General features: G+C 68.7%; 26 protein-coding genes and 1 riboswitch. Of the genes, 15 read left to right on the forward strand and 11 right to left on the reverse strand.

Features of this window, described 5'->3' with window-relative positions; all coding sequences use genetic code 11:
• Position 1 precedes the first annotated feature (1 nt).
• On the reverse strand, positions 2-1,324 hold the full coding sequence (locus tag C6I20_RS15735; protein ID WP_118397804.1) for an MATE family efflux transporter: 1,323 nt from the start codon (positions 1,322-1,324) through the stop codon (positions 2-4).
• A 373-nt stretch (positions 1,325-1,697) separates the two neighbouring features.
• Here C6I20_RS15735 and dnaB point away from each other — a divergent pair, with 373 nt between their 5' ends.
• A complete protein-coding gene (gene dnaB, locus C6I20_RS15740) occupies positions 1,698-3,110 on the forward strand; it encodes a replicative DNA helicase (protein WP_118397807.1) in 1,413 nt (470 codons plus the stop codon).
• Between the two features lie 5 nt (positions 3,111-3,115).
• On the opposite strand, the gene C6I20_RS15745 is transcribed toward dnaB, so the two are convergent.
• Complete coding sequence (locus C6I20_RS15745) at positions 3,116-4,618, reverse strand: hypothetical protein (protein ID WP_118397810.1); 1,503 nt, start codon at positions 4,616-4,618, stop codon at positions 3,116-3,118.
• Between C6I20_RS15745 and C6I20_RS15750 the strand changes: the two genes are divergently transcribed.
• From C6I20_RS15750 to C6I20_RS15760, 3 genes are read left to right on the forward strand one after another with little or no spacing between them, the layout of a single operon-like run.
• Positions 4,617-5,285 carry a DedA family protein gene (locus tag C6I20_RS15750; RefSeq protein ID WP_174232958.1) on the forward strand — a complete coding sequence of 223 codons (669 nt, stop codon included), beginning with the start codon at positions 4,617-4,619 and terminating at the stop codon, positions 5,283-5,285. The two genes, C6I20_RS15745 and C6I20_RS15750, sit on opposite strands and share 2 nt — an antisense overlap.
• A gap of 57 nt (positions 5,286-5,342) precedes the next feature.
• Positions 5,343-6,806 (forward strand): NAD-dependent succinate-semialdehyde dehydrogenase, encoded by a 1,464-nt coding sequence (locus C6I20_RS15755; RefSeq protein WP_118397812.1) that lies wholly within the window; start codon positions 5,343-5,345, stop codon positions 6,804-6,806.
• On the forward strand, positions 6,806-7,462 hold the full coding sequence (locus tag C6I20_RS15760) for a DUF3558 domain-containing protein (RefSeq protein ID WP_118397815.1): 657 nt from the start codon (positions 6,806-6,808) through the stop codon (positions 7,460-7,462). Before C6I20_RS15755 ends, C6I20_RS15760 begins: the two co-directional genes overlap by 1 nt.
• 35 nt (positions 7,463-7,497) lie before the next feature.
• On the opposite strand, the gene C6I20_RS15765 is transcribed toward C6I20_RS15760, so the two are convergent.
• Positions 7,498-9,492, reverse strand: a complete 1,995-nt coding sequence (locus C6I20_RS15765) for an ABC transporter ATP-binding protein (RefSeq protein ID WP_118397818.1) — start codon at positions 9,490-9,492, stop codon at positions 7,498-7,500.
• The gene (locus tag C6I20_RS17200) at positions 9,492-9,803 is read right to left on the reverse strand and encodes a YbaY family lipoprotein (RefSeq protein WP_162891374.1); all 312 of its coding nucleotides are present in this window, start codon (positions 9,801-9,803) and stop codon (positions 9,492-9,494) included. Before C6I20_RS17200 ends, C6I20_RS15765 begins: the two co-directional genes overlap by 1 nt.
• A gap of 121 nt (positions 9,804-9,924) precedes the next feature.
• On the opposite strand from C6I20_RS17200, the gene C6I20_RS15775 reads away from it, so the two are divergent.
• The 8 genes from C6I20_RS15775 to serA all read left to right on the forward strand — a co-directional run bounded on the left by C6I20_RS15775 (position 9,925) and on the right by serA (position 17,071).
• Positions 9,925-10,905, forward strand: coding sequence for an NAD-dependent epimerase/dehydratase family protein (locus tag C6I20_RS15775; protein ID WP_216822916.1), 981 nt, complete (start codon positions 9,925-9,927; stop codon positions 10,903-10,905).
• Between the two features lie 69 nt (positions 10,906-10,974).
• Positions 10,975-11,277, forward strand: coding sequence for a metal-sensitive transcriptional regulator (locus C6I20_RS15780; protein ID WP_118397821.1), 303 nt, complete (start codon positions 10,975-10,977; stop codon positions 11,275-11,277).
• 28 nt (positions 11,278-11,305) lie between these two features.
• Positions 11,306-11,512 carry a heavy-metal-associated domain-containing protein gene (locus C6I20_RS15785; protein ID WP_118397824.1) on the forward strand — a complete coding sequence of 69 codons (207 nt, stop codon included), beginning with the start codon at positions 11,306-11,308 and terminating at the stop codon, positions 11,510-11,512.
• The gene (locus C6I20_RS15790) at positions 11,509-12,426 is read left to right on the forward strand and encodes a hypothetical protein (protein WP_118397827.1); all 918 of its coding nucleotides are present in this window, start codon (positions 11,509-11,511) and stop codon (positions 12,424-12,426) included. Before C6I20_RS15785 ends, C6I20_RS15790 begins: the two co-directional genes overlap by 4 nt.
• A gap of 1 nt (position 12,427) precedes the next feature.
• Positions 12,428-14,665 carry a cation-translocating P-type ATPase gene (locus C6I20_RS15795; protein ID WP_118397830.1) on the forward strand — a complete coding sequence of 746 codons (2,238 nt, stop codon included), beginning with the start codon at positions 12,428-12,430 and terminating at the stop codon, positions 14,663-14,665.
• A gap of 22 nt (positions 14,666-14,687) precedes the next feature.
• Positions 14,688-15,152 carry a DUF4396 domain-containing protein gene (locus C6I20_RS15800; RefSeq protein WP_118397833.1) on the forward strand — a complete coding sequence of 155 codons (465 nt, stop codon included), beginning with the start codon at positions 14,688-14,690 and terminating at the stop codon, positions 15,150-15,152.
• 48 nt (positions 15,153-15,200) lie between these two features.
• Complete coding sequence (locus C6I20_RS15805) at positions 15,201-15,632, forward strand: PaaI family thioesterase (RefSeq protein WP_118397835.1); 432 nt, start codon at positions 15,201-15,203, stop codon at positions 15,630-15,632.
• A gap of 61 nt (positions 15,633-15,693) precedes the next feature.
• Positions 15,694-15,782: riboswitch (ZMP/ZTP riboswitch) on the forward strand.
• A 44-nt stretch (positions 15,783-15,826) separates the two neighbouring features.
• Entirely contained in the window at positions 15,827-17,071 is a 1,245-nt protein-coding gene (gene serA / locus C6I20_RS15810; protein ID WP_254052167.1) for a phosphoglycerate dehydrogenase, read from the forward strand.
• Between the two features lie 53 nt (positions 17,072-17,124).
• Here serA and C6I20_RS15815 read toward each other — a convergent pair whose 3' ends face one another.
• Together C6I20_RS15815 and C6I20_RS15820 are read right to left on the reverse strand one after the other, a co-directional pair.
• Positions 17,125-17,727 carry a DUF4389 domain-containing protein gene (locus C6I20_RS15815; protein ID WP_162891375.1) on the reverse strand — a complete coding sequence of 201 codons (603 nt, stop codon included), beginning with the start codon at positions 17,725-17,727 and terminating at the stop codon, positions 17,125-17,127.
• Between the two features lie 72 nt (positions 17,728-17,799).
• Positions 17,800-18,603, reverse strand: coding sequence for an NAD-dependent protein deacetylase (locus tag C6I20_RS15820; protein ID WP_254052168.1), 804 nt, complete (start codon positions 18,601-18,603; stop codon positions 17,800-17,802).
• 134 nt (positions 18,604-18,737) lie between these two features.
• On the opposite strand from C6I20_RS15820, the gene C6I20_RS17205 reads away from it, so the two are divergent.
• Positions 18,738-18,893, forward strand: coding sequence for a DUF6131 family protein (locus tag C6I20_RS17205; protein ID WP_162891376.1), 156 nt, complete (start codon positions 18,738-18,740; stop codon positions 18,891-18,893).
• A 48-nt stretch (positions 18,894-18,941) separates the two neighbouring features.
• Here C6I20_RS17205 and C6I20_RS15825 read toward each other — a convergent pair whose 3' ends face one another.
• From C6I20_RS15825 to C6I20_RS15835, 3 genes are all read right to left on the reverse strand, one after another.
• A complete protein-coding gene (locus C6I20_RS15825) occupies positions 18,942-19,466 on the reverse strand; it encodes a DUF1697 domain-containing protein (protein ID WP_118397843.1) in 525 nt (174 codons plus the stop codon).
• 103 nt (positions 19,467-19,569) lie between these two features.
• Positions 19,570-21,594, reverse strand: coding sequence for an NADPH-dependent 2,4-dienoyl-CoA reductase (locus C6I20_RS15830; RefSeq protein WP_118397845.1), 2,025 nt, complete (start codon positions 21,592-21,594; stop codon positions 19,570-19,572).
• A complete protein-coding gene (locus C6I20_RS15835) occupies positions 21,591-22,001 on the reverse strand; it encodes a nuclear transport factor 2 family protein (protein ID WP_118397847.1) in 411 nt (136 codons plus the stop codon). Before C6I20_RS15835 ends, C6I20_RS15830 begins: the two co-directional genes overlap by 4 nt.
• A gap of 26 nt (positions 22,002-22,027) precedes the next feature.
• On the opposite strand from C6I20_RS15835, the gene C6I20_RS15840 reads away from it, so the two are divergent.
• Complete coding sequence (locus C6I20_RS15840; RefSeq protein ID WP_216822917.1) at positions 22,028-22,264, forward strand: SCO4848 family membrane protein; 237 nt, start codon at positions 22,028-22,030, stop codon at positions 22,262-22,264.
• Here the strand turns inward: C6I20_RS15840 and C6I20_RS15845 are convergent.
• Positions 22,243-22,779, reverse strand: a complete 537-nt coding sequence (locus C6I20_RS15845) for a PadR family transcriptional regulator (protein WP_118397851.1) — start codon at positions 22,777-22,779, stop codon at positions 22,243-22,245. The two genes, C6I20_RS15840 and C6I20_RS15845, sit on opposite strands and share 22 nt — an antisense overlap.
• Before the next feature lie 99 nt (positions 22,780-22,878).
• Here C6I20_RS15845 and C6I20_RS15850 point away from each other — a divergent pair, with 99 nt between their 5' ends.
• The gene (locus C6I20_RS15850; protein ID WP_118397854.1) at positions 22,879-23,172 is read left to right on the forward strand and encodes a YciI family protein; all 294 of its coding nucleotides are present in this window, start codon (positions 22,879-22,881) and stop codon (positions 23,170-23,172) included.
• Here the strand turns inward: C6I20_RS15850 and C6I20_RS15855 are convergent.
• The gene (locus C6I20_RS15855; RefSeq protein WP_118397857.1) at positions 23,120-24,202 is read right to left on the reverse strand and encodes an FAD-dependent oxidoreductase; all 1,083 of its coding nucleotides are present in this window, start codon (positions 24,200-24,202) and stop codon (positions 23,120-23,122) included. The two genes, C6I20_RS15850 and C6I20_RS15855, sit on opposite strands and share 53 nt — an antisense overlap.
• Positions 24,203-24,216: the final 14 nt, after the last annotated feature.

A 24,216-nucleotide genomic window follows, 5' to 3' on the forward strand; every position in this document is an offset into this window, starting at 1 on the left:
CTCAGTCTGCCGAACGAGTGGTGCCGAGGACCATCCATGTGCTGCCGCGCTGACGTTGCCACAGTGTTGCCAGCCGCGCCGCGATGAATCCGCCGTAGGCGACCCACAGCCAGGTGAATCCGGCGTCCAACTGGCCGACCGCCAGGACCAATGGCGCATAGACCGCGAGCACGACCAACCCCGCGCGGGCGAGATAGGCGCCGTCCCCGGCACCGATCAGCACTCCGTCGAGCACGAAGACGACGCCGGAGAGGGGCTGGATCACGGCCACGACCAGGAGGGCGGGCACGAGCGCATTCCGAACGGCCGGATCCGAGCTGAACAGGTGCGGCAGCAGCGGTGCCGTGACGGCGAGGAGCACCGCGGCGACGATCCCGGTGCCGACGCCCCACCCCACCATGCGATTGGTGAGGGCTCGGGTGCCGGCCGCATCGCCCGCGCCGAGGGTACGTCCGGTGAGCGTCTGCCCGGCTATCGCGATCGCATCGAGCCCAAAGGCCAGGAATGTCACGAGTGACATGGCAACCTGGTTGGCCGCGAGCGGCACGTCGCCGAGATCGGCCGCGACCAGCGTGCCCAGCACGAGCGAGATCCGCAGTGTGACGGTTCGGACCAGCAGGGGTACGCCCTGTCGAGCCGCGTCGACGATCTCAGCGAGCCGCGGGGAGGTGGACGCCCGGACCCGGCGGGCCCGCCGTACGACCACCGTGACGAGCCAACCGGCGGCAAACCACTGCGCGAGGACGGTTCCGGTGGCCGCTCCACGGATGCCCCAGTCAAGCCCGTAGACGAAGATCAGGCTCAGCACGACGTTGAGGACATTCGCCGCGATCGCGGCGATCAGCGGAGTGCGTAGGTCGAGCACGCCGCGCATCGCACCGGTGGCCGCGAGCACCAGCAGCATCGCCGGCACCGCGAGCGCGGAGATGACCAGGTACTCCTGCGCGAACCCGGAGACGGCGACCGAGCTCGACAGGGCGCCGGCAAGCAGTCCGCTGGTGGCGCCGGTCAGCACCGCGAGCGCGAGACCGAGCGCCGCCGCGAGCCACAGGCTGCTGAGGGCAAGACCCAGGGCGGTGCGTTCATCCCCGGCACCGTGGTGTCGCGACACCGTCGCTGTGCTGCCGTAGGCCAGGAAGATGCACAACCCGACGACGGTCCCCAGCACGACCGACGCGGCGGCCAGGCCACCCAGCTGGGGAGTCCCGAGGTGGCCGACGATCGCGGTGTCGGCCAGGAGCATCAGCGGCTCGGTGATCAGGGCGAAGAAGGCAGGTACGGCGACGGCGACGATCTGCCTGTCCACCTCACGCAAGGGGCGCATCAAGGCCTTCCAAAAGTGACGGGACGGTGTCGTGGGGACAAAGTGACGGGATTTGTCGACAAGTCTATGAACAGGCACCCGTGGATGGCGGCCGGGGCAGAACTATTTTGTCTCCACACGCTTTCAGAGGCGTTTGTGCAGGTCAGAGGATTTTGGCCCAACAAACAAAAAACTTTGTCCACACCTTCGTCCACTGGCTGTGCACATGGCCATCGGCGTTTTCCACAGGCTCATCGAAGTTGTGCACACCCCCTGTGCGGCGCTGCCTGTGCATGCGGGTCACAGGGGCCTACTGTGACGGGTCGGCACCTACCTGCGGCAAATTGACAGAGCCGGCGGCTAGCGTGGGACTCGGGCGAAAGGTGACAATTCTGTGAGCGTGACGGACCTCTACGAGGCAGCATCCGGGCCTGAAGAGGACCCCGGCTCCGGACGCGTCCCGCCGCAGGATCTGGCCGCCGAGCAGAGCGTCCTCGGCGCGATGCTGATGAGCAAGCAGGCCATCGACCCAGCCACCGACATCCTCCAGGGTCGCGACTTCTATCGCCCTGCACACGAGCTGATCTTCGACACGATCGTCGACCTGGCGAACCGTGGCGAACCGGCCGACGCCATCACGGTGGCGGCCGAGCTGCATCGCCGCGGCGACGTGGGTCGCATCGGCGGCGCGCCCTACCTCCACACCCTGGTGGCGGGAGTGCCGATCGCGGCCAATGTCGACTTCTACGCCGACATCGTCCGCGAGAAGGCGGTGCTGCGCCGGCTCGTCGAGGTGGGCCAGCGCATCGCCCAGCTCGGCCAGGCCGGGCAGGGTGACGTGGCCGAGATCGTCGACCGGGCGCAGGCCGAGGTCCTCGACGTCGACGGCACGAGCCAGAACGACGACTACCGCTCGGTCGCCGACCTGATGAGTCTGACGATCGACGAAATCGAGGACATCCAGGGCCGTGACGGCCAGATGACCGGTGTTCCTTCCGGCTTTCCCGACCTCGACAAGCTCACGACGGGCTTCCGTTCCGGTCAGATGATCGTCGTGGCGGCTCGTCCGGGTGTCGGCAAGTCGACGCTGGGCCTGGACTTCTGCCGCTCGGCCTCGATCCGCCACGGCATCCCCAGCGCGATCTTCTCCTTGGAGATGACGGGCGCCGAGATCGCGATGCGCATGCTCTCGGCCGAGGCCCGCGTCAGCATCTCCCACATGCGCGGTGGCGGCATGCACCAGCGTGACTGGGACGCCATCAGCAAGGCCATGCCGCGCGTCCAGAGTGCGCCGATCGTGATCGACGACAGCCCCAACATGACGATGCCGGAGATCCGGTCGAAGGCGCGCCGGATCAAGAAGCAGTACGGGCTGGGCCTCATCGTGATCGACTACCTCCAGCTCATGACCTCGGGCAAACGAGTCGAGAACCGTCAGGTCGAGGTCTCGGAGTTCTCCCGCCAGATCAAGTTGTTGGCCAAGGAGCTCGAGCTGCCGGTCGTCGCGATCAGCCAGCTCAACCGTGGGTCCGAGCAGCGGACCGACAAGACGCCGCAGCTGTCCGATCTGCGCGAGTCCGGCTCGATCGAGCAGGATGCCGACATCGTGATGCTGCTCAACCGCCCCGACGCGCACGGAGCCGGTGAGTCAGAGCGTCCCGGCGAGGCGGACATCATCGTCGCCAAGAACCGCTCCGGTCCGGTCAACAAGGTCGCAGTCAGCTTCCAGGGTCACTACTCGCGCTTCACCCCGATGGCCCACGACGCGGAGCCGTCCGGTGCCGCGGCGGGCGACTTCTTCGGCTGACGCCGCTACTGATACGTGATCAGGTCGGGGTGAGGGCGGACCCGACGCCACGTCTGCGCGACAGTCAGCATGCGCGGGTCCTCGTCGTAGAAGTTCTTCCAACCCCAGCCGATCCCTTTGGGTGCGTCGTGCCGCAGAGTCTTCCACGTCCCCTGCTTGGCGCCCTGCGAGCCCGAGCCGTCGACATGGATGACCGTCGCGAGCTCGGCGTGCCGGGTGTCGAGCCGATCGCGGTGCTTGATCATCGACAGCGAGAACTGGTGCAGCACGAACAGCTTTTGCGGCAGGACCTTGCGTCGGGTCAGGTCGGCCAGCCAGTCCGCGACTCGGTTGACCTCGGCTGCCTGCACGGAGCCGATCTGGCGTAGGTGCTTCTGCCCCTTCTTGAGCCGCCACTCCGGGTCCAGGGCCAGGCCAACATGGGGCCGTTCCAGCAGTCGGCGGTACAGCTTGGCCTGGGTCAGGAAGTCGCTCCGTCCGGGCTGCAGGTCCAAGATCACGTAGACGCCGGCCTCCTCGGCGGCGTCGACCAACGGAGTCAGCTTCTCGATCGACGCCTCCTGGGAGTAGTCCCTGTCCTTGCCCGCCCCCCCGGATGCGACCGTCGCGATGATCTCGAACGTCGGCACGAACTCGGCCTTGCTGACCGCCCGATACTTCTTGGCCAGCCGCTTCACCCGGGCGATCGAGGCCGCGACGCCCTGTTCTCCGAGGACCCCGAGTGACGGCGCGCCGGGATGACCGTAGAGCGCGGTGTAGTGCCTGCCGAGCGCGAGGTAGCCGCCGGAGGCCTGCGTGGCCCGTTCGCGTACGACCGCCAGGGAGTAGGTGAACCCATCGGCGAATGCCGTGCCGAGGGCGACGACCGGCGTTCTGGGGCGGGCGGCGAGGATCTTCGCGGCGGCCGGATCGCGGCGCGGATCCGCGCCCGGGATCTCGACGACTTCGGCGCCGGCGCTGACCGCGCTGGCGACCGCGGCGGCATTGTCATTGCGGGATCGGGTCACCACGATCGTGTCGAGGTGGCGCTTGCCGGGTCCGGCCGTCGTGCCACGGATCTCGGCGACCACCTCGGCTGCCCGGGTACGGTCGACCGGCACGGTCCGCGCGCGGGGCACGTCGTGCGTCGCACCGAAGGTCAGCACGGTTCGCGCTCCCAGCCTCTCGAGCTCGGCTGGTGCCGCAGGGTCGTCCAGAAGTACCGGCACGCCGAGCGCCGACGCCGAGGCGATCGCGATCCGTTGAGCCTGCTGGTCCTTCGCGTCGACGAGCACGGCGGTGTTCGACGACCGGTACAGACGCCGGGACACCTCGATCGAGAACCGGTTCGGGTCGGTCGACCGGACGATGTCGACGCTCGCGGTCGGTTGCCGGACCTCGGTGTCGTCACCGGCCGGAGATCCGGGCGACGAGCGGTCCATGGTGTGTACGACGGCCCCGATCACGAGCGTCAGGGCGACCGCGGCGCCGACCACGATGATCCGATTGCGACCGACGGATACGCTCATGCCCGTGACCCTACTGACCACCCTGATGACCGAGGCAGCAAGCGCCCCCGACTCCGGGCTGGCCGGCTGGACCGTGGACCTGATGGACAAGCTCGGTCTGTTCGGCGCGGCGCTGGCGGTCGGGATGGACAATCTCTTCCCGCCGATCCCGAGCGAGATCATCCTTCCGCTCGCCGGATTCGCCGCGAGCCAGGGCACGTTCTCGTTGACCGGGGCGCTGATCGCCACGACGCTGGGGTCCGTCGTCGGCGCCGCGATCCTCTACTGGCTCGGAGCGATCTTCGGACGCGACCGCGCAGTCATGGTGTTCGAGAAGGTGCCTCTGCTCAAGGTCAGCGATTTGGAGAAGACCGAGGCGTGGTTCGCCAAGCACGGCGGCCGAGCGGTGTTCTTCGGTCGCATGGTGCCGATCTTCCGCAGTCTCATCTCGCTGCCCGCCGGCGTGGAAAAGATGAACTTCTGGCTGTTCCTGCTGCTCACGACGCTGGGCAGCCTGATCTGGAACTCGCTCTTCGTGGTCGCCGGCTATCGCCTCGGTGAGAACTGGGACGCCGTCGAGCCGTACGCCTCTGCGTTCCAGAAGGTCGTGATCGGACTCGTCCTGCTGGTGATCGGCGTCTTCGTGTTCGTCCGGATTCGCGAGAAGCGGCGCCCGGCCACGTCCTGAGATGATCCGGATCGCGCAGCGGGTGCCAGGTCTCGACCCGCGACCTACAGTGGCGGCATGAGCGCATTCGACGAGAAGCAGGCCATCGAGGCAGTCCACCCCCAGCTGCTGATCGGTGGGCAGTGGCGTGACGCTGAGGGTGGCAAGACATTCCCGGTCGAGGATCCATCGACCGGGAAGACCCTCGTCGAGGTCGCCGACGGCACGGTCGCCGACGGCAAGGCGGCCATCGACGCCGCAGTCGCGGCGCAGAAGGACTGGGCCGCGACCCCGCCTCGCGACCGCGGCGAGATCCTGCGCAAGGCGTTCGAGCTGATCACCGAGCGAACCGATGAGCTCGCGATGCTCATGACCCTCGAGATGGGCAAGCCGCTCAAGGAGAGCAAGGCCGAGATCGCGTACGGCTCGGAGTTCTTCCGCTGGTTCGCCGAGGAGTCGGTCCGGATCTCGGGCCGCTATTCCGTGGCGCCCAACGGAGCGACCAGGTTGCTGACGCTCAAGCAGCCGGTCGGTCCGGTGCTGATGATCACCCCCTGGAACTTCCCGCTCGCGATGGGCACGCGCAAGATCGGCCCGGCGATCGCCGCGGGTTGCACGATGGTCGTCAAGCCCGCGGGCCTGACCCCACTGACGATGCTGTGGCTCGGCGCGGTGCTCGCCGAGGCCGGCCTCCCCGACGGGGTGCTCAACATCATCACGACCACGAGCACGGGCGAGGTCATGGAGCCGATCATCCGCGACCCGCGCCTGCGCAAGCTGACCTTCACCGGATCGACCGAGGTCGGGCGGTCGCTCATCGAGCAGAGCGCCCAGGGCCTGCTGCGGGTGTCGATGGAGCTCGGCGGCAACGCGCCGTTCCTGGTCTTCGCGGACGCTGACCTGGACAAGGCGGTCGATGGCGCGATGCTCGCCAAGATGCGCAACATCGGTGAGGCCTGCACGGCCGCCAACCGCTTCATCGTCCACGAGTCGGTCGCGGAGGAGTTCGCGACCAGGCTGACCGAGCGGATGCAGGGCCTGTCCGTGGGTCGCGGCACGGACGATGACATCGACGTCGGGCCGCTGGTCGAGGCCAAGCAGCGGGACAAGGTCGCTGAGCTGGTCGACGACGCCGTGCAGAAGGGTGCCACGGTGCTGACCGGTGGATCCGCCCCCGAGGGGGCCGGCTACTACTACTCGCCGACCGTGCTGACGGACGTGCCGCTGGATGCCCGACTGACCAAGGAAGAGATCTTTGGCCCCGTGGCCCCGATCTTCACCTTTGCCGACGAGGAGGACGCCCTGCGGATGGCCAATGACACCGAGTTCGGACTGGTTGCCTATGCGTTCACGCAGGACCACGCCCGGGCGATCCGAGTCTACGAGGGCCTCGAGACCGGCATGGTCGGCCTCAACCAGGGCATCGTGTCGAACCCGGCCGCCCCGTTCGGTGGCGTCAAGGCCTCGGGCTTCGGCCGCGAAGGTGGCGCCGAGGGCATCGAGGAGTACCTGGAGACCAAGTACGTCGGCATCGCCCTGTGATGCGGCGAGCGCTGACCCTGGCCGGGGCGGCGGTGCTGCTGCTGTCGGGCTGTGGCGGATCCAACGCCGACTCGGCTAGTCCGACGCCCACCACGGCGAGCGGATCGCCGGCCGCGATCGATCCCGCCGAACCCGCGTGCGGCTTCCTGACCCCGCCCGAGCGCGAGGCGCTGATCGGGTCGGCGATCGACGAGGTCGTCGCGACCGGTGGCTCGAACGACAGCAGCCTGTGCCGGTGGCAGGCAGCCACGGCTCTGCTCCAGGTCACGACGCTGCCCGCTCGGGAGTGGGCCAAGACCCTTCCCGACGTCGTTGCGCAGCTGGAGAAGTCCGGCACGACGTCCGGCGACGACGCCAAGGATCTGGCCCGGGCCAAGAAGCTGCTGACCGGCGCGGACTCGTTCTCCGACGCCGAGGCGTGTGCCGCGTTCACGACCCTGGCCGAGATCGGCGGCGCCGACAAGGGCGCCACCACGACGATTGCGACGGTACCGATCACCGAGACCGAGTCCGGTCTGTCCGGCCAGATCTGCTCGGGCGGCGAGCTGACTTCGATCCTCTACTCGGTCCCAGACCTCGAACGCACCACGAAGGTCGAAGCCGCGGTGCAGAAGGCCCTGAAGGCAGCCCAGGCACGCGCAGTGGCCGCCCGCTAACCTCGCGATTTGTGACGAGCGGGGCGGGGGGGGGGCTAGAAGGAGACGTCGGCTCGGCGCTCGTCGTGGCCGGGCTTGTCGCAGTACGTGTGGCCGTCGGTGAACCGCACGCCATCGGTGAAGCGGGCCTCGATCTGACCCGAGCCGAACTGCTCGACGTACAGCCGGGAGTACAGCCCACCCAGCTCCAGCAGCTCGCCATGCGTCCCGCGCTCGACGAGCTTGCCGTCCTCGAGACCGAAGATCACATCGGCATTCTGGATCGTCGACAACCGGTGCGCGATCGCGATAGTGGTCCGGTTGCGGGTCGCCCGCTCGAGCGCATCCTGCACCAGCCGCTCGGTCTCGGAGTCGAGCGCCGAGGTCGCCTCGTCGAGGATCAGGATGCGGGGATCCATCAGCAGCACCCTGGCGATCGCGAGCCGCTGCTTCTCGCCGCCGCTGAGACGATATCCCCGCTCGCCCGTGATGGTCTCGTAGCCGTCGGCGAACGACAGGATCCGGTCGTGGATGTTGGCGTCGCGCGCCGCCTGCTCGATCTCGTCGGCCGTCGCGTCGGGCTTGGCGTACGCGATGTTGTCGCGGATCGTGCCGTGGAACAGGTAGGGCTCCTGCGTGACCATGCCGACCGCCTCGGCGACCGAGCCCATCGTCAGGTCGCGCACGTCCATGCCGTCGATCAGCACGGCGCCCTCGCCGACGTCGTAGAAACGCGGCACGAGGTACGTCATGGTGGTCTTGCCCGAACCCGACGGGCCGACGATCGCGGCGAGCTGGCCGGGCTCGACCTTCAGCGACACACCCTCGAGCGCCCAGCCCTGCTCGGGAGCCGGGTCGACGCGCTCGATCCGGACACCGTTGTCGCCGAAGCGATCTGTGCTCGGCGAGCCGGTCAGGCTGCGCGGCTCGGGATAGCGGAAGAACACGTCGCGGAACTCGATCGATCCGCGCAGGTCGTCCGCGGCGAGCGTGACCGCGCCCGGGCGCTCGCTGATCGCGGGCTCGAGGTCGAGGTACTCGAACAGCCGCCGAAACAGTGCTAGCGAGGTCTGCACGTCCAGGGAGACTCGCATGAGCTGCAGCAGCGGCATCTGCAGCCGGGCCTGCAACGTGGTGAACGCGACGAGTGTTCCGGCGGTCAGGGCCGTGCCGCTGTTGAGCATGTAGCCGGCGGCGAGGTAGATCAGCGCGGGGGTGATCGCGAAGAACGTCTGCACCGTCGCGAAGAAGGCCCGGCCGGTCATGGCCTGCTCGACCTGGAGCCGGGTCTGGTTGCGGTTGGCGCGGCGGTAGCGGTCGACCTCGGAGTCGGCCCGGTTGAAGACCTTGGACAGCAGGATGCCCGAGACGCTCAGTGCCTCCTCGGTGATCGCGGTCATCTCCGACAGCGACTCCTGCGTGCGGCGGGCCAGTCGCTGCCGACGCTTGCCGACCTGCAGCTGGATCCACACGAACAGCGGCATCACGACCAGGGTCAGCAGGGTCAGCTGCCACGACAGGATGACCATCGAGATGAAGGCCGCGATGACCGTGACGCTGTTCTGCAGGATCGAGGTCGCGGTGTCGGTCAGGACCGTGCGCACCCCGGCGACGTCATTGGCCAGCCGCGACTGGATCGCCCCGGTCTTGGTCGCGGTGAAGAATGCGAGCTCCATCTTCTGCAGGTGCGCGAACAGGTCGCCGCGCAGGTCGGCCATCGCCGAGTTCCCGATCGTCGAGGTCAGCCAGTTCTGGCCGATGCCGATCAGCGCGGTGACGACCGGGATCGCACACAGGGCGCCGACGAGCCACCCCAGCAGGTGGAGGTCGACCGCGCCCCCATCGGTCGGGAACAGAGCCTGGTCGAACACCGCCTTGGTGAAGAACGGTGCGATCGAGGTGAGTGCGGCCGCGGAGACGACCGCGACCGCGACGTACGCCATCTTGCGGCGGTAGGGCCGGAGCATGCGGGCGATGCGGCCCAGGATCGGCGGGCCTCCAGCGATCTCGTCGTCGGTGAGGTGCGTGACGCCCGGCCCCCCGCGAGGCATCAGTCGTCGATCTTGGTGAGCAGCACCTCGGTCGACCCACTCGTCACGGCGACCAGCTCGGTCGTGCCCCAGACGCCGGACTCGGTGCGCAGCGCCGCCCAGATCAGCAGCGCATCGGGGTCGGCGACGAACTCCGGATCGACGTGCAGCGTGAACTCGACGGGCACACCGGGCGCCTCGATCGCGGTCGCGGCGAGGACCTCGCCGTCCGCGTCGGTCAGCTTGATCGTCGCGACGGCTCCGGGCGGCACGGCGATGCGTTCGCGGAAGAAGACGGTGCCGTGGACAGTGAGGACGGGTGCGGAAGCCATGACCTGAATGTTATGCCTCCATGCCACGGCACCGCCTCCGGAAGACCCCGACGCGCGACCGGGTTGCGCTGGAGGCGAACACGGGTGTTCCGGACGGCTCCCCGCGTGGTTGATTGAAGGCATGAGCTCGATGCTGGTCCTCGGTGGCACCTCGTGGCTGGGTGGGCACATCGCCTCCGCCGCGGTGGGCCGCGGCCACGACGTCACGTGCCTTGCGCGCGGCGAATCCGGGGACGCCCCGCACGGTGTGACGTTCGTCCGAGCCGATCGCGCGCAGCCGCACGCGTACGACGCCGTCACCGGCCGACCCTGGGAGCTGGTCATCGACGTCGCCCGCCAGCCGGGTCACGTGCGTTCGGCGATCGACGCCCTCGGTGCCACGTCGTCGCACTGGACGTTCGTCTCGACGGGTTCGGTCTACGCCGACCAGAGCGGCCCGCTGACCGAGGACTCGCCGCTGCTGGAGCCGCTCGACGGCGACACCGGCGAGCCCGAGCAGTACGGCGAGGCCAAGGTCGCCTGCGAGCAGCTGGTGCGCAGGCTGCCCCACCACCTCGTGGTGCGGGCCGGGCTGATCGGCGGCCCGGGTGACCGCTCGGACCGACTGGGCTACTACGTGTCGCGGTTCGCGCTCGCCGGTGCGGAGCCGGTGCTCGTGCCCGACGTGGCCGAGCAGCCGATGCAGGTCGTCGACGTGCGCGACCTGGCCGACTGGATCGTCGGCGCGGCCGAGGCGGGGATGACCGGCGTCATGCACGGCGTCGGCGAGCCGACGACGGTGGGCGACCTGCTTCAGCTGTCGGCCGAGGCGGCGGCCTTCACCGGCAGACAGGTCGCCGCGGGTGAGGACTGGCTGCACGCGCACGATGTCGAGGAGTGGATGGGCCCTCGGTCGTTGCCGCTGTGGCTTCCCGCGAGCCATCACGGCATGGGCCTGATGGACGACTCGCTCGCACCGTCACACGGCATGATCCGGCGCCCGCTGGTCCAGACGCTGCTCGACGTGCTGGTCGACGAGCAGGCGCGCGGCCTGGACCGGGAGCGCCGGGCCGGGCTGGGCAGGCCCGACGAGATCGCACTGCTGGCTCTCCTGCGCCCTTGAAATGTACCCCTAGGGGGTATAAGTTCGAGCCAGAAGACATACCCCCTAGGGGTAACTGGAGGAGCGATCATGACGAGCGACCAGCAGCCGCCCTACGGCTACGTCGACAAGAAGGACCAGTACCTCAAGCGGCTGCGCCGCATCGAGGGCCAGGCGCGTGGACTGCAACGGATGGTCGAGGAAGACCAGTACTGCATCGACATCCTGACGCAGGTCTCGGCGATGACCAAGGCGTTGCAGTCGGTCTCGCTCGGCCTCCTGGACGACCACCTGAGCCACTGCGTCGTCGACGCGGCCCGCGCGGGAGGCGCCGAGTCCGACGCCAAGATCCGCGAGGCATCCGAGGCGATCGCCCGGCTCGTCCGCAGCTGACCACCCTCACCACACGAGAGGAACACCCATGAGCACCAGCACCTACACCGTCGTCGGGATGACCTGCGAGCACTGCGTCCGGTCCGTCACTGAGGAGGTCGGCGCGATCCCGGGCGTCAGCGACCTCAGCGTCGACCTGACCACCGGCGAACTGACCGTCACGAGCGAGGCAGCACCGGTTGCCGACGATGCCGTGCGCGACGCCGTGTCCGAGGCCGGCTATTCCCTGACATGAACACTCCCGCCAAGGTTGGCGCCTTCGTCGCGGCACTCGTCGTCATCTTCGGCGCTGCCGCGGCGCTGGGCAACGCCGTCGGACCCGTTGGCTCCGGCGAGACCACGACCATGAGCCACGAAGCCGATGACGCGATGGGTGACATGACGGGTGCCTCCGATGAGCTGCCGGGTGGACTCCAGGTCGCCGAGAACGGCTACCGACTCGCCCTCGCCGAGACCCGGCAGCAGCCTGGCGAGCGCGCACCGATCACGTTCTGGATCATCGGACCGGACGGTGAACCGCTCACCCAGTACACGACGCTGCACGACAAGCGCCTGCACCTGATCGTGGTGCGACGCGACCTGGACGGGTTCCAGCACGTGCACCCGACCCTGTCGGCCGACGGCACCTGGTCCACCGAGGTTGCGCTCGACCCCGGCCAGTGGCGGGTCTTTGCCGACTTCGATCCGTCCGGTCCGGACCCCCAGGTCACGCTCGGTGCCGATCTCGCCGTCGCCGGGTCGTCCACGGCGAAGGCGCTGCCCACACCGTCGCGCACGGCCCGGGTCGACGGCTACACCGTGAGCCTGGAAGGGCAGCCGGTGGCCGGGGCGGACTCCGAGCTGACCTTGACCGTGGAACGTGACGGCAGGCCGGTCGCCGACCTGCAGCCGTATCTCGCGGCGTACGGCCACCTGGTGGCACTGCGCGACGGAGACCTCGCCTACCTGCACGTCCACCCCGACGGCGAGCCCGGTGACGGGCGGACCGAGCCGGGGCCCGGCATCACCTTCCACACCAGCTTCCCCTCGGCCGGCAGCTATCGGCTCTACCTGGACTTCAAGCACCAGGGCACGGTGCGCACCGCGGAGTTCACGGTCGACGTACCGGCCGGCGACGGGCACGACAACACGAACGGACACGGACACTGACATGACCGTCACCGACAAGACCCCCGCCACCGAGCGGACCGACCTGACGATCGCTGGGATGACCTGCGCGTCGTGCGCGATGCGTATCGAGAAGCGTCTCAACAAGCTCGACGGCGTGACCGCGACGGTCAACTACGCGACCGAGAAGGCGCGCGTGGAGTCGACCGGCCCGATTGCGGCCGAGCTGCTGATCGCCGAGGTCGAGAAGGCGGGCTACTCCGCCGAGGTGCCGCGCACCGCCGCAGAACCGACCGAGGAGACTCCGGTCCACGACGATCCAGCGCGTGAGGCCAGGACCCGGCTGATCGTCTCGGCGATCCTCTCGGTCCCTGTCATCGCGTTCGCGATGGTGCCGGCGCTGCAGTTCACCTACTGGCAGTGGCTGTCATTGACGCTCGCGGCGCCCGTCGTCGTGTGGGGCGCACTGCCGTTCCACCGCGCGGCGTGGGCGAACCTGCGCCACGGCGCCGCCACGATGGACACGCTGATCTCGATCGGCACGCTCGCGGCCTTCTCGTGGTCGGTCTACGCACTGTTCTGGGGCTCGGCGGGCGAGCCAGGCATGAAGCATCCGTTCGAGCTCACGATCTCTCGCTCGGACGGCAGCGGGAACATCTACTTCGAGGCCGCAGCCGGCGTCACGACGTTCATCCTGGCCGGCCGGTGGTTCGAGGCCCGCTCGAAGCGACGGGCCGGCTCGGCGCTGCAGGCGCTGCTGGCCCTGGGCGCCAAGGAGGTCTCGGTGCTCCGCGATGGCGTCGAGGTCCGCATCCCGACCGACGACCTGCACGCCGGCGACGTCTTCGTCGTCCGGCCCGGCGAGAAGATCGCGACGGATGGCATCATCACGGACGGCAGCTCCGCGGTCGACGCCTCGATGGTCACCGGCGAGTCCGTCCCGAGCGAGGTCGTCGAGGGCGACCGGGTCGTCGGCGGCACGGTCAACACGAGCGGACGGCTCACGGTGCAGGCGACCCGGGTGGGTGCCGAGACACAGCTGGCCCAGATGGCCCAGATGGTCGAGGACGCGCAGAGCGGCAAGGCCCAGGCCCAGCGGCTCGCCGACTCCATCTCGGGGGTGTTCGTGCCCATCGTGATCGCGCTGGCGATCGGGACGCTGGGCTTCTGGCTCGGGACCGGAGCGGGCGCGTCGGCAGCGTTCACGGCGGCCGTCGCGGTGCTGATCATCGCGTGCCCGTGCGCGCTGGGACTCGCGACGCCGACCGCCCTGATGGTCGGGACCGGACGGGGCGCGCAGCTCGGCATCCTGATCAAGGGGCCGGAGGTCCTGGAGTCCACGAGGTCGATCGACACCGTCGTGCTGGACAAGACCGGCACCGTGACGACCGGTCGGATGACCCTGCAGGACGTCGTGGTCGCCGCAGGTGAGGACCGGGCGACGGTCCTGCGGATCGCGGGGGCGCTCGAGAACGCCTCGGAGCACCCCATCGCCCGGGCGATCGCTGATGCGGCCGCCGCCGAGGTCGGCGCTCTGCCCGAGGTCGAGTCGTTCGACAACACCGAGGGTCTCGGCGTGCAGGGGGTTGTGGAAGGTCGTGCCGTCGTGATCGGCCGGGCCGCCTTCCTGGCCGACTGGTCTCAGCACCTCGGCGATCTCGAACCCGCCCTGGTGGCGGCCGAGTCCGCAGGTCGTACCGCCGTGGTGGTCGGCTGGGACGGTGCCGTGCGCGGCGTGCTGGTCGTGGCCGACACGATCAAGGACTCCAGTGCTGATGCAGTGCGTCAGATGCGTGAGCTGGGGCTGCGGCCGGTCCTGCTGACCGGCGACAACGAGCCGGCCGCGCGAGCCGTGGCCGCGGCGGTCGGTATCGACGAGGTCCACGCCGGGGTCCTCCCGCGGGACAAGGTCGAGGTCATCCGTCAGCTGCAGCAGCAGGGACGGACCGTCGCGATGGTGGGTGACGGGGTCAATGACGCAGCCGCGCTGGCGCAGGCCGACCTGGGGCTGGCGATGGGCACGGGAACAGATGCCGCGATCGAGGCGGCCGACCTGACTCTGGTCCGTGGCGACCTGCACGCGGTCGTCGACGCGATCCGGCTATCGCGCCGCACCCTGGGCACGATCAAGGGCAATCTGTTCTGGGCGTTCGCCTACAACGTCATCGGGCTGCCGCTGGCCGCGGCCGGACTGCTCAACCCGATGCTGGCGGGTGCCGCCATGGCGCTGTCCTCGGTGTTCGTCGTCTCCAACAGCCTGCGGCTGCGACGCTTCACGTAGAACCACCAGGAAGGAAACGACCATGAGTGCCCACGACCACAACCCGACCGGCCGAGCATTGACCAGCAGCGCGATCGCGGCGACGGTCCACTGCCTGACCGGGTGTGCCATCGGTGAAGTCCTGGGCATGGTCATCGGGACCGCGCTGGGCCTGCACAACGCCGCGACACTGATCCTGTCGTTCGTGCTGGCGTTCGTCTTCGGCTACTCGCTGACGATCCGTCCCGTGCTGGCCGCGGGACTGCCGCTCGCCCGGGCGTTCAAGGTCGCCCTGGCGGCCGACACACTGTCGATCCTGACGATGGAGATCGTCGACAACGGCGTCATCGTCGCGGTGCCGGGCGCGCTCGACGCGGGACTGTTCAGCCTGCTGTTCTGGGGCAGCCTGGCGTTCTCGCTGGTCGTCGCCTTCGTCGTCACGGTCCCGGTCAACCGGTGGTTGATCGGTCGCGGCAAGGGCCATGCCGTCATGCACGAGTTCCACTGACCGCGACCCCACGGAGCAGGCCGTGGGTCGGCTCCCTAGGCTCGGGCCATGAGTGACATTCCTGGACTGGACGGCATGCTCGGCGTGGAGTACGTGGAGGTGACGGCCGACCGGGTCGTCGCGCGCTTCACGATCGGCGACCACCACCTGCAGCCCTTCGGCATCCCGCACGGCGGCGTCTACTGCGCGGTCCACGAGTCGACGGCCAGCGTCGCGGGCCAGGTCTGGCTCGGCGACCGAGGCGTTGTGGTGGGCACCAACAACTCGACCGACTTCCTGCGGCAGGCCAAGGTCGGCGACGCGATCACGGTGACCGCCACGCCGATCCACCGGGGGCGCAGCCAGCAGTTGTGGCACCTGAACTCGGTCGGCGAGGACGGCAAGCTGATCGCGCAGGGCCAGGTGCGCCTGGCCAACCTTGACCAGGAGGTGCCGCCCGAGGTCGTCGCGCGCATCACGGGTGTCCACACGCAGGAGTGATCCGGTGTGGCCACGGGTTGAGCGGCGTTCGAGTCCGGCGCTCTCACCCGGTACGCTGGTCGTAGTCGATCGCGACTGGCGTTGAGGTGGGTACCACCGGGGAGCGATCACCACATCGAGACATCGGGACCGTTCGCCTGGGCCCCACGTCAGCCAAGTACCGCTGACTGGAGGCATCCGAGATGATGATGACCATGACGAACACTGATCCTTTCCCGACCTCGTTGCTGGGCGACGAGGACGTACGCGTCCTGTTGCTCGAGAACATCCACACCGATGGTGCGGAGTTCCTCCGCGGCAAGGGCTACCAGGTCGAGACCCGCAACAGCGCGCTCACCGAGGACGAGCTGATCGAGGCCATTCAGGGCGTCCATCTGCTCGGCATCCGCTCCACGACGTACGTCACGGAGAAGGTGCTGGCCGCGGCTCCTGACCTGCAGGCGATCGGCGCCTTCTGCATCGGCACCAACCAGATTGACCTCGAGGCCGCCACCCGCAGGGGTGTTGCGGTCTTCAACGCGCCCTACTCCAACACCCGCAGCGTCGTCGAGCTCGCGATTGCCGAGATCATCTCGCTGGCCCGCCGACTCCACGAGAAGTCCACCGACATGCACAACGGCGTGTGGAACAAGTCCGCGGCTGGCAGCCACGAGGTGCGCGGTCGCACGCTCGGCATCATCGGCTACGGCAACATCGGCAGCCAGCTGTCGGTCATCGCCGAGGCGCTGGGCTTCAAGGTGGTCTTCTTCGACATCGACGACAAGCTCGCGCTCGGCAACGCCCAGCGCTGCTCGACGATCGAGGAGCTGCTGCAGATCTCGGACGTCGTGACGCTGCACGTCGACGGCCGGCCGGGCAACGCCGGCCTGTTCGGCGCCGAGGAGATGGCGCAGATGAAGCCTCGCGCGCTGTTCCTCAACCTGTCGCGCGGCATCGCGGTCGACACGACCGCGCTGCGCGCCCACCTCGAGTCTGGCCACATCGCGGGTGCCGCGATCGACGTGTTCCCGGTCGAGCCCAAGCGCCAGGGCGATCCGTTCGAGTCGGACCTGCGCGGGCTGCCCAATGTGATCCTGACTCCCCACGTGGGTGGGTCTACCGAAGAGGCGCAGGTGGACATCGGCCGATTCGTCGCGTCGAAGATCCGCTCGTACGCCTCGTTCGGAAGCACCTCGTTGAGCGTCAACATGCCGGAGATCAACCTGCCGGGCGACTCCACGAAGCACCGACTGGCCCTGGTCCACCGCAACGCCCCCGGCGTGCTTGCGACGATCAACGGTCTGCTCGGCGAGCACGGGGTCAACATCGAGGCGCAGTCGCTCTCGACGCGTGGTGAGATCGGCTACGTGCTGACCGACGTCGCCGACGAGGTCGGTCCCGACGTGCTCAAGGAGCTGGCCGGACTGCCCGAGACAGTTCGCCTGCGCCAGCTCAGCTGACGGTCCTTGAGCCTGTCGAAGAGTGTTTCGACAGGCTCAGGGGACCTGACGGACTAGGACGTGCTGAACGGCGGGTAGTCGTCGGTCAGCAGGTAGAGGTAGCTGTTGACGCGCAACGACCAGCGCGTCATCCCGATCACGAAGTTGCGGAGTCCCGAGGGCCAGCGACCGGTGATCAGCACCGCGAACCAGCCGATCACGACCACGAGACCCAGCACCATGCTGATCAGCCCGAGCACGATGAACTGCGGAATGGCCAGGAACAGCCGGAAGAAGATCGTGAGCCGGTTGCGGTTCTCGATCGCGGGGGCGAAATCGACGCGCACCCGGGGATCGTCGCCGGGATCGGCGAGGGTCATGTCGAACGAGAACGGCGGGTAGTCCTCCTTGAGGAACAGGAGGTAGGTCGTGACGCGGGTGTTGTAGCGGAGGTACAGCGCGATGAAGCCCAAGATGCCCTCCGGGACTCGTCCGGTGAAGACGCCGAGGATCCAGGCGACAAAGCCCAGGATCTCGGCGACGAACTGCAGGACTGACAGCACGATCAGGTGCGGGATCGCCAAGATGATGTTGCCGATGACTCGCCAGCGGGCGATCGTCTCGGGCGGGTCGAAAGTAAAGGTGACGGGATAGGCGGGCACGGCTGCGTCGCTCATGGGAGGTCCTCGCATCGGCGGAAGTGTCATCCGCACCGTATCGCCGACGCAGGGTGCCGGGTTGGGCGTTGGTCAGACTGCCAGTGCGGCCAGCGTCTCGGCGCAGCCGGCGTCGACCTTGAGGGTCGCGAGGTCGTCGGCCCGGGTCGCGCCCCGGTTGACGATGATGATCGGGATGTCGCGCTTGCGGGCCGCGCGGACGAACCGCAGACCAGACATGACCTGCAGCGACGAGCCGAGCACAACCAACGCCTCGGCCTGCTCGACGAGCCCGTAGCTGCGCTGCACCCGGTCCTTCGGGACGTTCTCACCGAAGAACACGACATCGGGCTTGAGGTCGCCGCGACACGTCGTGCACGCAGCGACCCGGAAGTCATCGGTGACGCCCAGGACCACGTCGCCATCGGGTGCGATCTCACCGATCCGTGACTCATAGCCGGGGTTGAGCGCCGCCAGCCTGGTGTGCAGGTCGGCGCGCGGTGTCACGTCGCGACAACCCAGACAGATGACCCTGTCGATCCGACCGTGCAGGTCGATGACCTCGCGGTGCCCGGCCCGCTCGTGCAGCCCGTCGACGTTCTGCGTGATCAACCCGGTCAGTCGGCCGGCCCGCTGCAGACGGGTCAGGGCCAGGTGCGTTGCATTGGGCTCGGCGCCCCGCATCCGGCTCCACCCCACGTGCGCGCGGGCCCAGTAGCGCTGTCGTCCCTCGGGTGTGCGCACGAACTCTTGGTACGTCATGGGGGTTCTCGCGGGCGAGCCCGGGCCGCGGTAGTCGGGGATGCCCGAGTCGGTCGAGACACCTGCGCCGGTCAGGACCAGCCAGCGGCGATCCGCGAGGACATGGGCGATCGCGCGCCGGTCAAGGTCAATCACAGCCCCAAGCCTAGGGCGGTGGGTGAAGGCCGCGCGGGTCCGGCAGCCGTAAAACATGCGGATCCCGGTGGTCGGAGTAGCGTCGTCGTCCAGTCTGGTCGGCGCAGGTCGGCCATGGGAGGAAGGGAAGAATTGTGATCATTCTTGGAGTCGTCCTGTTGATCCTCGGGGCGCTGCTGAACATCTCGATCCTGTACACGATCGGGGCGATCCTCGTCGTGGTCGGTGCGGTCCTGTGGATCCTGGGTTCCATGGATCGCGGCATTGGCGGTCGAAGGCACTATTTCTAGCCACCGCCTGACGAAGGGCCGCCACCGTGAGGTGGCGGCCCTTCGCATTCAGTCGGACAGCTCGATGAGCTTTGCGACAGTCCGGAGGTTGCGAGCCGTCCCTGGGACGTGCAGCGCGCGGCTGATCGACTCGGACTTCATCATCGGGCGCCCCGCCCCGTTGGCGTACCGGATGTGCATCTCGGTGCCGATCACGGCCCAGCAGTCGTCCCCGGTCTCGTACGTCCCGGCCTTGACGATCGCCGCTGGGCTGGGCTGGCCGGCGAGGAACGAGACGTAGGAGTACTTCGGTTCGATCACATCGAAGGGGTGCGCGTCGAGCGCGGTCCGTAGCTCGGCCGGTGTGCGTGACATGACGTCGCGGAACCAGCCGAAGCGCTGCTCGAGCGCCTGCTCGAGCGCGCGGTCGAAGTCGGCGGCGGGGCCCGGCACGTCGGCGAGCAGGTTGCCCGAGGCGATGTAGGTCGAGACGTCGGTTGCGCCGAGGTCACCGGCGATCGATCGCAGCTCGGCCATCGGCAGCTGCGCGGGTCCGACGTTGACCGCGCGCAGCAGGATGATCCGTTGGCTCATCCGACCAGTATGTCCGGTCAAGCCCCCGCGAACGTGACGTCTGCGGGCCGGAATCCGGCGGATTCCGGCCCGCCAACGTCACACTCAGCGAGTGGTGTGCCTGTCAGAGGCGCGCGGCGAGCTCTGTGGCCTGCTTGATCGCGCGCTTCGCGTCGAGCTCGGCCGCGACGTCGGCGCCGCCGATCACGTGGACCGTCACACCGCGGGTCTCGAGCGGCTCGATCAGGTCACGCACCGACTCCTGGCCTGTGCACAGGACGATGGTGTCGACGTCCAGCACACGGGACTCGCTGGTGTCCTTGCCCGTGGCAACCGTGATGTGCAGGCCGTCGTCATCGATGCGGTCGTACGTCACGCCCTTGACCATCTCGACGCCCGAGTCCTTGAGTGTCTGGCGGTGTACCCAGCCGGAGGTCTTGCCCAGGCCCTTGCCGAGCTCGGTGGTCTTGCGTTGCAGCAGCGTCACCTCGCGCTTCGGCGGTGACTTGAGCTTGGTGGTCAGACCGCCCCGCTCGATCTCCGGATCCGTGATGCCCCAGCGCTGCATCCAGTGCTCGAGCGACTCGTCGGTCTCGTGCAGCAGGAACTCCGACACGTCGAAGCCGATGCCGCCGGCACCCATGACCGCGACCCGCTGGCCGACGGGCGCGTCGTGGCGGATGACGTCCTGGTAGTTGACGACCTTGGCGTGGTCGACGCCGGGGATCGAGGGAACCCGTGGCTCGACGCCCGTCGCGACGACGACCTCGTCGAAGTCAGCGAGTTCGTCGATCGTCGCCCGGGTCCCGAGGTGGATCTTGACGCCGTTGATCTCCAGCTGGCGGGAGTAGTAGCGGATCGTCTCGGTGAACTCCTCCTTGCCGGGGATCGCCATCGCCAGACGGAACTGACCACCGAGCTCGGAGAGCGCCTCGAACAGCTCGACGGTGTGGCCGCGGCCCGACAGCTCGGTCGCAGCGGCGAGGCCGGCGGGCCCGGCACCGACGACCGCGATGCGCTTGGACGTGCGCGTCGGGGACAGGATCAGCGTGGTCTCGTGGCCGGCACGTGGGTTGACCAGACAACTGGCCCGCTTGTTCTGGAACGTGTGGTCCAGGCAGGCCTGGTTGCACGCGATGCACGTGTTGATCTCGTCGGCTCGACCCTCGGCCGCCTTGTTGACGAAGTACGGATCCGAGAGCAGCGGCCGGGCCATCGACACCAGATCGGCCTGGCCCGAGGCGATGATCTCCTCGGCGACCTCGGGGGTGTTGATCCGGTTGGACGCGACGACGGGCACCGAGACCTCGGGCCGGAGCTTGGCGGTGACCCACGCGAACGCGGCGCGCGGCACCGAGGTGACGATCGTGGGAACGCGGGCCTCGTGCCAGCCGATGCCGGTGTTGATGATCGAGACGCCGGCGCGGTCGACCTGCTTGGCGAGGTGAACCGTCTCGTCCCAGCTCTGCGCGTTGTCGACCAGGTCGAGCAGCGACATCCGGTACATCACGATGAAGTCCTCGCCGACGGCCTCGCGGACCCGCTCGACGATCTCGATCGGGAAGCGCATGCGGTTCTCGGGGCTTCCTCCCCAGCGGTCAGTTCGGTCGTTGGTCCGGGCCGTCAGCATCTGGTTGATCAGGTAGCCCTCCGAACCCATGATCTCGACGCCGTCGTAGCCGGCCCGGCGGGCCAGGACGGCGGACTTGGCGAAGTCGGTGACGGTGCGGTCGACCTCTTTGGTCGACATCGCCTTGGGCTTGCCCATCGGAGTGATCGGCGAAGGCTTGCTCGATGCGCCGCGCTTGAACGGGTGGTAGCCGTAGCGGCCAGCATGCAACAGCTGCATCACGATCTTGCCGTCGTGCTCGTGCACCGCGTCGGTCACGATCCGGTGCTTGTCGGCGAACTTCGCCGAGGTCATGGTCGAGCCGAAGGGCAGCAGCCAGCCGTGCCAGTTGGGGGCGTAGCCGCCGGTCACGGACAGGGCGACGCCGCCCTTGGCGCGCTCCGCGAAGAACGCCGCGAGCTCGGGAAGGTGCTTGGCGCGGTCCTCCATGCCGGTGTGCATCGAGCCCATGATGACGCGGTTGCGCAGCGTCGTGTGGCCGAGGTCGAGCGGCTCGAGCAGGTGTGGATAGGGGTTCATCGGGCTTCTCCGGTCATGTCGGCGATGGCTTCTGCCTGGATCTGGGGGAACTGGGCGCCCATCGCGGCGGCGAGGGCGTTGGCGGCCGACAGCGGGCGCACCATGACGGTGAGCTCGGTGATCAGGCCCGCGTCATTGGTGCGGATCAGGTCGAGACCATGGATGCTCACGCCGTCGACGACGGTCTCGAACACCAGGGCTGAGCCGTGCCCGTCCTCGTCGGCAAGCTCGCGGACGTAGCGGAAGTCGGTGAAGACCCGGCCAACACCGCGCAGGATTGCCGCGACGATCGGCTTGCCCTCGTACGGCTTGAAGGCGACGGGGCTGCGGAACACGACATCATCGGCGAGCAGGGCACCCACGGCAGCGAACTCTCCGGACTCGACGGCGGCGCGAAACTCTTTCATGCAAACTCCTGTGATGGGATGGTCTGGTGATCTCGAAAAATGCGGCCCGGTTCCTTGTCGTCGCGGGCCTGTTCAACGTCGTGATCTGGCCGCGGTTCGCCAAGGCGATCGTCGACGACGACCGGGCGTGGAGCGGTGAGCACTGGCACAGCACCCCGCAGGCGTTCTTCTGGGTGCATGCCGTGCTCATCACGACCGCGATCGTGATCGGCCTGGGCGTGCTGGTGGTGGGCGTACGCGCTCATCGCTCCTCCAGCCGCTGAAGGATCTCGTCGCACCACGTGATGCCGGCCTGCTCGGCGAGCATGCCGCCGCGCAGCACGAGCCAGCCGCCGATCTCGTCGTCGGTCAGGTCGTCGGGGTGGGGATAGAAGCGCGCTGCGCTCTCCTCGTAGTACGCGATCTGCGCCAGGTGCGCCCGCCTACGCACGCGGACGTCGTCGACGATCGCCGCACTGTCGCCGAACGGCAGGGCGCGGAGCTTGACCGCGAACTCGCTGCGCAGGTGCTCGACCGGCGTGGCCTTGGACGTCCAGAGCGCGAGCTCCTCGCGGCCCCCGGACGTGATGACGTAGACCTTCTTGTCTGGACGACCGTCCTGCGCGACGAGCTCGGAGGCGACCCAGCCGTCACCCTGCATGCGGCCCAGGACCTTGTAGATCTGCTGGTGGCTGGCCTTCCAGAAGTGCCCGATCGAGGCGTCGAACCGGCGCGCGAGGTCATATCCCGACGCGGACTTCTCCGCGAGGGACACCAGGATCGCGTGCTCGAGTGCCATGCCGGAGACCGTACTATGCAACGAGTTGCAATGCAATGGGATGCGTATGCGTGGTCTGGGGGCTGACCGTTCCCTCCACGAGGCTGGCAGGATCGGCCCATGCCCTACTTCGCCACGATCTACCACTACATCGAGGACTCCGTCGAGGCCCGCGATGCCGTCCGCCCGGCCCATCGTGACTATCTCGCCGAGCTGACCGCGCGGGGCGACCTGCTGCTGTCCGGTCCGTACGTCGGCGGTGCGGCCGCCGCGCTGCTGGTGTTCGACGCCGCGGGCGAGGCGGAGACCCGGGCTCTGACCGACCAGGATCCGTTCGTGCTGGAGGGCCTGGTCGCCGAGGTCAGCGTGCGGGAGTGGCAGCCGGTGTCGGGGCGGCTCGCGCCGCAGACCTGAGCCACTCGACCACACCCCGGGCCGCGGCACGCCCGGCCCGGTTGGCGCCGATCGTGCTGGCCGACGGGCCGTAGCCGACCATCTGGACCCGGGGGTCGGCGACCGCGATCGTGCCGTCGAGCCGGATGCCTCCGTGCGGGCTCCGCAGGTGCAGGGGTGCGAGGTGGTCGACCGCGGGCCGGAAGCCCGTCGCCCAGAGGATCACGTCGACCGGCTCGAAGGTGCCGTCGGCCCAGCGCACGCCGTCGGGCTCGATCCGTGCAAACATCGGCCGGCGGTCGTATGCCCCCAACCGTTCGGCCTCGCGCTCCTGCGGACGGAGGGAGAGCCCGGTGACGCTGACGACGCTGCGTGGGGGCAGGCCCTGGCGCACGCGCTCCTCCACCTTGGCCACGACCTCGCGGCCGATCTCCGCGCTGAACTCACCGGTGCGCCAGACCGGCGGGCGGCGGGTGGCCCAGAGCGTGTCGGTGAGCGGTCGCAGCGCGCCGAGGAACTGCACCGCTGAGGCACCACCCCCGACGACGAGGACGCGCCGGCCGCGGAAGTGCTCCGGGCCCGGGTAGTCCACGGTGTGGAGCTGCTCGCCGAGGAATGTCTCGGCGCCGGGGTAGTGCGGGATGAACGGATGCGACCACGTGCCGGTCGCGTTGACCAGCGTCCGGCTGAGCCACGATCCGGCATTGGCATCGGCGTCCGTTCGCAGGAGGCCGGACTCGTCGCGCACGGAGCGCACCCGGACCGGCCGGACGATCGGCAGCTCGTGTCGCTTCTCGTATTGGCCGAAGTACGCCGGCACGAAGGAGTTGGCCTGATCGCCCTCGCGCGCCGCCGGGATCGGTTCGTCGGGGAGGTTCGCCACCCCGTGCACGTCCTGCATCGTCAGGGCGTCCCAGCGGTGCTGCCAGGCCCCGCCGGGTGCAGAGTTGGCGTCGAGCACGACGTGTTCGACACCGCGCCGAGCCAGGTGGTGGGACGCCGACAGCCCGGCCTGGCCGGCACCGATCACGATCGCGTCGAGGATCTCCACATCTCGTGCAACGC

The organism is Aeromicrobium sp. A1-2, assembly GCF_003443875.1.
GTDB lineage: Bacteria > Actinomycetota > Actinomycetes > Propionibacteriales > Nocardioidaceae > Aeromicrobium.

Bases quoted from the DNA above. Each gene is read 5' to 3' on its own strand.
- C6I20_RS15735 (WP_118397804.1), bottom strand. From the start codon at position 1,324: ATGCGCCCCTTGCGTGAGGTGGACAGGCAGATCGTCGCCGTCGCCGTA.
- C6I20_RS15750 (WP_174232958.1), top strand. From the start codon at position 4,617: ATGCCCGTGACCCTACTGACCACCCTGATGACCGAGGCAGCAAGCGCC.
- C6I20_RS15745 (WP_118397810.1), bottom strand. From the start codon at position 4,618: ATGAGCGTATCCGTCGGTCGCAATCGGATCATCGTGGTCGGCGCCGCG.
- C6I20_RS15755 (WP_118397812.1), top strand. From the start codon at position 5,343: ATGAGCGCATTCGACGAGAAGCAGGCCATCGAGGCAGTCCACCCCCAG.
- C6I20_RS15760 (WP_118397815.1), top strand. From the start codon at position 6,806: ATGCGGCGAGCGCTGACCCTGGCCGGGGCGGCGGTGCTGCTGCTGTCG.
- C6I20_RS15765 (WP_118397818.1), bottom strand. From the start codon at position 9,492: ATGCCTCGCGGGGGGCCGGGCGTCACGCACCTCACCGACGACGAGATC.
- C6I20_RS17200 (WP_162891374.1), bottom strand. From the start codon at position 9,803: ATGGCTTCCGCACCCGTCCTCACTGTCCACGGCACCGTCTTCTTCCGC.
- C6I20_RS15775 (WP_216822916.1), top strand. From the start codon at position 9,925: ATGAGCTCGATGCTGGTCCTCGGTGGCACCTCGTGGCTGGGTGGGCAC.
- C6I20_RS15780 (WP_118397821.1), top strand. From the start codon at position 10,975: ATGACGAGCGACCAGCAGCCGCCCTACGGCTACGTCGACAAGAAGGAC.
- C6I20_RS15785 (WP_118397824.1), top strand. From the start codon at position 11,306: ATGAGCACCAGCACCTACACCGTCGTCGGGATGACCTGCGAGCACTGC.
- C6I20_RS15790 (WP_118397827.1), top strand. From the start codon at position 11,509: ATGAACACTCCCGCCAAGGTTGGCGCCTTCGTCGCGGCACTCGTCGTC.
- C6I20_RS15795 (WP_118397830.1), top strand. From the start codon at position 12,428: ATGACCGTCACCGACAAGACCCCCGCCACCGAGCGGACCGACCTGACG.
- C6I20_RS15800 (WP_118397833.1), top strand. From the start codon at position 14,688: ATGAGTGCCCACGACCACAACCCGACCGGCCGAGCATTGACCAGCAGC.
- C6I20_RS15805 (WP_118397835.1), top strand. From the start codon at position 15,201: ATGAGTGACATTCCTGGACTGGACGGCATGCTCGGCGTGGAGTACGTG.
- serA (WP_254052167.1), top strand. From the start codon at position 15,827: ATGACGAACACTGATCCTTTCCCGACCTCGTTGCTGGGCGACGAGGAC.
- C6I20_RS15815 (WP_162891375.1), bottom strand. From the start codon at position 17,727: ATGAGCGACGCAGCCGTGCCCGCCTATCCCGTCACCTTTACTTTCGAC.
- C6I20_RS15825 (WP_118397843.1), bottom strand. From the start codon at position 19,466: ATGAGCCAACGGATCATCCTGCTGCGCGCGGTCAACGTCGGACCCGCG.
- C6I20_RS15830 (WP_118397845.1), bottom strand. From the start codon at position 21,594: ATGAACCCCTATCCACACCTGCTCGAGCCGCTCGACCTCGGCCACACG.
- C6I20_RS15835 (WP_118397847.1), bottom strand. From the start codon at position 22,001: ATGAAAGAGTTTCGCGCCGCCGTCGAGTCCGGAGAGTTCGCTGCCGTG.
- C6I20_RS15845 (WP_118397851.1), bottom strand. From the start codon at position 22,779: ATGGCACTCGAGCACGCGATCCTGGTGTCCCTCGCGGAGAAGTCCGCG.
- C6I20_RS15850 (WP_118397854.1), top strand. From the start codon at position 22,879: ATGCCCTACTTCGCCACGATCTACCACTACATCGAGGACTCCGTCGAG.